Origin of the sequence: Mycobacterium sp. (assembly GCF_036488105.1) — a bacterium.
In the GTDB taxonomy this organism is placed as follows: domain Bacteria; phylum Actinomycetota; class Actinomycetes; order Mycobacteriales; family Mycobacteriaceae; genus Mycobacterium.
This window is the reverse complement of the sequence record NZ_DASXHW010000509.1, coordinates 1-6,713: the sequence shown is the minus strand read 5'-3', so window position 1 is coordinate 6,713 and position 6,713 is coordinate 1. Positions and strand designations below refer to the sequence as shown.

Genomic DNA, 6,713 nt, shown 5'->3' with positions numbered 1-6,713 from the left:
GGTCGCGGCGTTGGCGCTTCTCTCCCGGCTGCGGCACCTGATCTTCGATGCGATCACCGCCAACATCAACGGGATTGCGGCCGTCCTGACGGGAATCGGGCGCTTCGTGACCGAGCATCCCTTCCCGCTGAGCGGACGCATCGGGGGCGGGCTCGACAAGACGGCCCACGGACTCCAATGGTTCCTCGGCGAGGCGCTGCGCTACTGGCCGTGGCTGATCTTCGCCAACGGCGTCGTCTCGATCGTGGTCGTCTCGCTGATCGGATGGTGGGCGCTGTCGCGGGTGCTGGATCGGATGCGTGGCATCCCCGACGTGCACAAACTGGACGCGCCGCTGGACACGACACCCATCGGGCCGGTCCCGGTCCGGCTGGACGAGGTCCGCTTCCGCTATCCGAACACCGACCACGACGCGCTGCGGCCAGTCAACCTGGAGGTCAAGGCCGGCGAACATCTGGCCATCACCGGAGCCAACGGTTCTGGCAAGACCACGCTGATGCTTGTGCTGGCCGGCCGGGAACCAACATCGGGCACCATCGAGCGTCCCGGGTCGGTGGGGCTGGGCCGGTTGGGCGGCACCGCGGTGGTCATGCAGCATCCGGAAAGTCAGGTGCTGGGCACCCGGGTCGCCGACGACGTGGTGTGGGGCCTGCCGCCCGGGACAACCACCGACGTCGCCCAATTGCTCCGCGAAGTCGGCCTGGAATCGCACGCCGAACGCGACACCGGAAGTCTGTCCGGGGGTGAGTTGCAGCGGCTGGCCGTGGCGGCCGCGCTGGCCCGCGAGCCCGCCATGCTCATCGCCGACGAAGTCACCAGCATGGTCGACCAGGAGGGTCGTGAAGCGCTGCTTGGCGTGTTGTCCGGCCTGAAGCAGCGGCACCGGACGGCGCTCGTGCACATCACGCATTACCACAACGAAGCCGAATCCGCCGACAGCACAATCAATCTCAGCGAGTCCGGGGAAAACACCAGCATGGTCGAGACGATTCCTGTGCCGGTAGCGACGCCGGCGACGCGGCACGAGTCTGGCCCGGCAATCCTCGAGGTCACCGGCGTCAGCCACGAATACAACAGCGGGACGCCGTGGGCCAAGGCTGCACTGCGCGACGTCAACTTCGCGGTACATCAGGGCGATGGTTTGTTGATCCACGGCGGCAACGGGTCGGGCAAGTCGACGCTGGCATGGATTCTCGCCGGGCTGACGGTACCGACCACCGGCTCTTGCCTGCTTGACGGCCGACCCTCGCACGAACAGGTCGGCGCGGTGGCACTGTCGTTTCAGGCGGCGCGACTGCAGCTGATGCGCAGCCGGGTCGACTTGGAAGTGGCTTCGGCGGCTGGCTTTTCGCCCAAGGACCAAGATCGGGTAGCGACCGCGCTCGCCGTCGTGGGGTTGGACAGTGCGTTGGCCAAGCGGCCCATCGATCAGCTCAGCGGAGGGCAGATGCGCCGGGTCGTGCTGGCCGGGCTGTTGGCGCGGTCGCCGCGCGCGCTGATTCTCGACGAGCCGTTGGCCGGCCTCGACGCGGTCACCCAGAGCGGTTTGGTGCGATTGATCGAGGAGCTGCGCCGTGAGCAGGGTCTGACCGTCGTCGTGATATCCCATGATTTCGCCGGCTTGGAAGACCTGTGCCCGCGCACATTGGATCTGCGTGACGGCGTGCTACACGCGGTCACGGCGGCAGCTGGGGGATTGTCGTGACCACGGCGCCACTCGAAGAACGATCCGAACGCCGGCCGTCGCGCTCGGTCGTGCTGCTGCGGCCGGTGCCGGGCAGCTCCGTGGTCCACGACCTGTGGGCCGGGACCAAACTGCTGGCAGTTGGCGGCATCTCGGTACTGCTGACGTTCTATCCGGGCTGGATTGCCATCGGACTGGTGGCTGCGCTGGTGCTGACGGCGGTCCGGCTCGCGCATATTCCGCGCGGCGCGCTTCCCACTGTGCCGCACTGGTTGTGGATTCTGCTGGCGCTCGGCGGGATGTCCGCGGCGTTCGCCGGCGGCAGCCCGACAATTCACCTGGCCGGAATTCCGATCGGACTCGGCGGGCTGCTGAACTTCCTGCGGGTCACTACGTTGTCGTTCGTGCTGCTCGGACTGGGCGCGATGGTGTCCTGGACCACCAATGTCGCCGAAATTGCGCCTGCGGTAGCCGCTTTGGGCCGACCGCTCCGGTGGTTACGGGTCCCGGTCGACGAGTGGGCCGTCACCATCGCTTTGGCGTTGCGGGCTTTCCCGATGCTGATCGACGAGTTCCGGGTGCTCTACGCCGCGCGCCAGTTGCGGCCCAAACGCGCCGCGGATACCCGCAGGGCCCGTCGCAGGCGTTGGAAGTTGGAACTGATCGACCTTCTCACGGCGGCTCTTACGGTGACGTTGCGGCGCGCCGACGAGATGGGCGATGCCATTACCGCACGCGGCGGCCTCGGCCAGATCTCGGCGCTGCCGTCACGGCCGAAACAGGCCGACTGGATAGCGCTTGGGATCACGTTCGCGGTGTGCGCCGCAGCGGTCGCCCTTGAAATTCCGCTCGGCCACTAGCGGCGCGCGGCAGCGTTGGCGGCGTCCTGTACCCGTTGCAGGCTTGCGGGAATATCGCTGCGGCCCAGGAATATCTCATCGAAATACGGTTTGAGCACCTGATTGCCCGCGGCGAACCCGGCGCCGCCCGGGGCGGCGATACGCGGACCGTTGAGGACCTCGAAGAACGGCTTGACGTCAACGCCCTTGCTCAGCCAGTAGTCGAAGTACACCCGCTGCGCGGCGATGACCGCGGGAATGGCGCTGCCCTGGCGGCCGACGTACTGGTTACCCTCGGTGCTGCCCATCCAGGCCAACACCTGGCGCACCGCATCGGGGTGCGCGGATACCGAATTACCCGCCGCGGCAATGCCGTTGGTGACACTGACCCGACCTTTGGGGCCGGCGGGCATCATGGTCACGCTCCAATGGAAGTGCGCCTGCCCGGCCACTGCGGCCAAGTTGTAGGTACCGGACTGGAACAGCGCCATCTTGCCGGCCAGGAATTGGTTGCGGGAGAAGTCGCCGTTGTCGTTGGTCTCCGAGGCCGGCGGTGCGACATGGTCACGGTTGATCAGCCCGACCAGGTAGGTGAAAGCCTCGACGGCGCCGGGGTTGGCGAAGGCGAAGCGGTCTCCGGTCTGGAACACGCCGCCGGCTGAGCCGATGTAGTTCAGGTAGATGCCTTGGGCGTCGTTGGCCGCGTTGTAAGCCCACTGTCGCACTCGACCGGCATCGAAACCGGGTGTGGCCGCGGTATGTCCATCGGCGTCGACGGTTAGGCGAGCCAGCAAGGGGCGCAGCGTGTCACCGCCGTCCGGGCTCCAGCGCAGTGCCGTCAGCGCGGCGACGTCGACACCGGCGGCGGCAAGCAGATCCGCGTTGTAGTACAGCGCGATGCCTGCATCGGTGAGTTGGGGCACCGCCCACAGCGTTCGGCCGCGGATGAACTGCTGGACCACCGACGGTTCCCACGCTGACGCGGCCTGTGGTCCAAGGGCTTTGCCGATGTCCATCAGCCGGCCGCTGTCGGCGTATCCGGCGAGGTAGGCGTTGGAGACCCAGAAGATGTCGTCGGCGCTGCCGCCCGCGACGTCGGTGCGCAGCGTGGTGAAGTAGTTGGAATAGGAGACGACGTTGGTGTGCACCTCGATGCCCGGGTGCGTTCGGCCGAACGCCGCGAACGACTTTCGGTAGGCGGCGGCGACCTGCTCGTCCCATAGCCGGACGGTGACGATGGTCTTGGTGCCTAGCGGTCGCGCCGTGACATCGAGCAGCACCGCCGCGACGGCCAACAGCGCGGCGATCAGCACGAAGCCCACGGCGAACAGCGTGGAAAATCGGGGCCGGCTCACTTCAGCCCCGTGACGACGATCGAGCGGACGATGTGGCGCTGGAACATCACGAACAGAACGAGCAGCGGCACGATCGCCACCGCCGTCGCCGCCATCACCAAAGTCCACTGGGCGTTGTATCGCGACTGCAGGGCAGCCGTCGCCACCGTGAGCACTTGCCATTTGGTGCCGCTGGTGATCACCAACGGCCACATGAAATGGTGCCACTGCGATACAACGGTGATCAGCATCAGTGTCACCAGCACCGGGCGACTGGACGGGATGACCACGTGCACGATCACGTCCAGCGTCCTCGCGCCGTCCAGGTAGGCGGCGTTGATCAGGTCATCAGGGATCGCGCGAAAGTACTGGCGGAGAAGGAAAATGGCGTACGGCGAGCCGAACACGAAAGGCAATACCAATGCCCAGAACGTGTTACGCATCCCCAGTTGCGCCATCATCAGATACAACGGAACAACGGTCACGCTGCCCGGCACCATCAACGTCGCGAGGTATACCCAGAACAGCGCGTCCCGCCCGGGGAATCGCAGCCGTGCGAACGCATAGGCGGCCAGCACCGACGAGCTGACCTGGCCAAGCAGAATCATCGCCGTCATCAAGGTCGTCACCGCCAGCGCCCGGCCGAATCCGGCGTCGCCCAGGTTGGCGTAGTTCGCCAGTGTCGGTGGCCGCGGCCACGACAAGGGTGTGCCGGTGGCGAACTGGTGCGCGGAGGTGAACGACGTCAACAGGCCCAACACGAATGGTGCCAGCGTGATCAGCACACCGGCCAGTAGGCCGGCGTAAACCAGGACCGCAGAAGGCTTTTTAGGTGAGGTCATAGCTGATCCGTCGACGGAAATAGAGGTGCTGGATGATAGTGATGGCGACCAGGATGACGAACAGCACCACCGCCATCACCGAGGCCCGGCCGATCGCCGCAGCCCCGAATGCCTCCGCATAGATGCGATGCGCCACCAAATCGGTGCGGTCCTGGGGTCCGCCACCGGTCAGCGCGTAAACGGTGTCAAAAACTTGTGCGGCACTGATGATTCCGGTGACCAACACGAAAAACATAGTGGGCCGCAGCATCGGGAGCGTGATGCGCCAGAACCGCTGCCACGACGTCGCGCCGTCGGTGCGTGCCGCGGAGTGGATCTCGGCGGGAATGGCCAGGATGCCGGCGAGGAAGAACAGCGCGACGTATCCGACGTTGCTCCACACGACGACCGCCGACACCACCGGCAGCGCCAGCCCGGGATCGGTGAGCCACTCGATGCGATGGCCGAGCAGTGTGCTGATGGCGCCGTCGGTGGGTGACAGTATCCAGCGCCATAACACCCCGATGGCCAACGGGACACAGATCCACGGCAGCACGAACAGTGTCCGGAACACGCCACTGCCGGGCAGGTCGCGTGCCAGCAGGGCGCCCACGGCCAACCCGAGCACGGTCTGCACCGGCACGACGATTGCCACGAACGCACATGTCACCAGGAGGGAGTTGCCGAACGTCCTATCACTGAGCACCGAGCGCCAATTCTGGCCTCCGACATACTCGATCGGCCCGAGCAGATCCCAGCGATGCAGACTCAGCCACACCACCACCAAGATCGGCAACAGCAAAAACGCGACGACCCCGAATAGGCTGGGTGCGAGCAAGGCATACCCCAGCGTGGTCGATCGGCGTCCGGCGGTCACCGCAGCGTCACCCACACAAGTATTAAAGCTGGTCGATACGGTAGGTGTCGTGACACCGAACCGGGAGATCGATGCCGACTTCCTGAGCCTGCCGCGCCACGAACTCGCCGATGCTGCGCTAGCTGCCGCCACCGCGGCCGGCGCGACGCACGCCGACCTGCGAATTCACCGACTGGTCAAGGAGATCATCCAGTTGCGCGACGGCCAGCTGGAAACCGCGGTGGTCAACCGCGAGATCGGCCTGGCCGTCCGGGTGGTGGTCGACGGCACCTGGGGCTTCGCGTCGCACGCCGAGCTCTCTCCGGAAGTCGCCGCGGATGCCGCACGTCGCGCAGTAGCGGTGGCCCGCACGCTGGCCGCACTGAACACCGACCCCGTCGAGCTGGCGGCCGAGCCGGTCTACGCCAACGCCACCTGGGTCTCGAGCTATCGCATCGACCCGTTCACCGTGCCGCTCGCCGACAAGATCACGGTACTCGACGAATACTCCGGCAGGCTGCTGGCCGCCGACGGGGTCGATCATGTGTCGGCCAGCCTGCAGTCCGTCAAAGAGCAGACCTTCTACGCCGACACCGCCGGCTCGTCGATCACGCAGCAACGTGTCAGGGTGCACCCTGGTCTGGAGGCGGTCACCGTGGACACCGCCGGCGGCGGGTTCGACTCGATGCGCACGCTGGCGCCGCCGATGGGTCGTGGCTGGGAGGTGCTGGCCGGCGACGATGTGTGGAACTGGACCGACGAGCTCGCTCAACTGCCGTCGCAGCTCGCCGAGAAGATGAAGGCGCCCAGCGTCGCCGCCGGGCCGACGGACCTGGTGATCGACCCGACCAACCTGTGGCTGACCATCCACGAATCCATCGGCCACGCAACCGAATACGACCGGGCCATCGGCTACGAGGCGGCATACGCGGGCACATCGTTCGCCACCCCCGACAAGCTCGGCGCGCTGCGTTACGGGTCGCCGCTGATGAACGTGACCGCCGACCGCACGGTTGAATTCGGTTTGGCCAGCATCGGTTACGACGACGAGGGTGTTGCCGCCCAGAGTTGGGACTTGGTGCGCGACGGGATCTTCGTCGGATATCAACTGGACCGGGTGTTCGCTCGGCGGCTGGGCGAAGCCCGGTCCAACGGCTGCGCCTACGCGGACTCGCCACA

6 protein-coding genes are annotated in these 6,713 nt (G+C 66.4%); 3 read left to right on the top strand and 3 right to left on the bottom strand.

What is annotated here, in order from left to right:
• Together VGH54_RS26830 and VGH54_RS26825 are read left to right on the top strand one after the other, a co-directional pair.
• The coding region (locus tag VGH54_RS26830) for an ABC transporter ATP-binding protein (protein ID WP_331515168.1) at positions 1-1,705 on the top strand (1,705 nt) is incomplete at its 5' end.
• Positions 1,696-2,544 (top strand): CbiQ family ECF transporter T component, encoded by an 849-nt coding sequence (locus VGH54_RS26825; RefSeq protein WP_414688816.1) that lies wholly within the window; start codon positions 1,696-1,698, stop codon positions 2,542-2,544. The genes VGH54_RS26830 and VGH54_RS26825, both read left to right, overlap by 10 nt.
• On the opposite strand, the gene VGH54_RS26820 is transcribed toward VGH54_RS26825, so the two are convergent.
• The 3 genes from VGH54_RS26820 to VGH54_RS26810 are packed head-to-tail and all read right to left on the bottom strand — an operon-like array spanning position 2,541 to position 5,555.
• Complete coding sequence (locus tag VGH54_RS26820) at positions 2,541-3,878, bottom strand: sugar ABC transporter substrate-binding protein (protein WP_331515166.1); 1,338 nt, start codon at positions 3,876-3,878, stop codon at positions 2,541-2,543. The two genes, VGH54_RS26825 and VGH54_RS26820, sit on opposite strands and share 4 nt — an antisense overlap.
• Positions 3,875-4,699, bottom strand: coding sequence for a carbohydrate ABC transporter permease (locus VGH54_RS26815; RefSeq protein WP_331515165.1), 825 nt, complete (start codon positions 4,697-4,699; stop codon positions 3,875-3,877). The genes VGH54_RS26820 and VGH54_RS26815 overlap by 4 nt, the downstream gene beginning before the upstream one ends.
• Complete coding sequence (locus VGH54_RS26810) at positions 4,686-5,555, bottom strand: sugar ABC transporter permease (RefSeq protein WP_331515169.1); 870 nt, start codon at positions 5,553-5,555, stop codon at positions 4,686-4,688. The genes VGH54_RS26815 and VGH54_RS26810 overlap by 14 nt, the downstream gene beginning before the upstream one ends.
• 49 nt (positions 5,556-5,604) lie before the next feature.
• Between VGH54_RS26810 and VGH54_RS26805 the strand changes: the two genes are divergently transcribed.
• Positions 5,605-6,713, top strand: a 1,109-nt coding sequence (locus VGH54_RS26805; RefSeq protein WP_331515164.1) for a TldD/PmbA family protein, incomplete at its 3' end; no start/stop codon positions are given.

Excerpts from the sequence above, each read along its gene's own strand:
- VGH54_RS26815 (WP_331515165.1), bottom strand. The coding sequence starts at position 4,699 with ATGACCTCACCTAAAAAGCCTTCTGCGGTCCTGGTTTACGCCGGCCTA.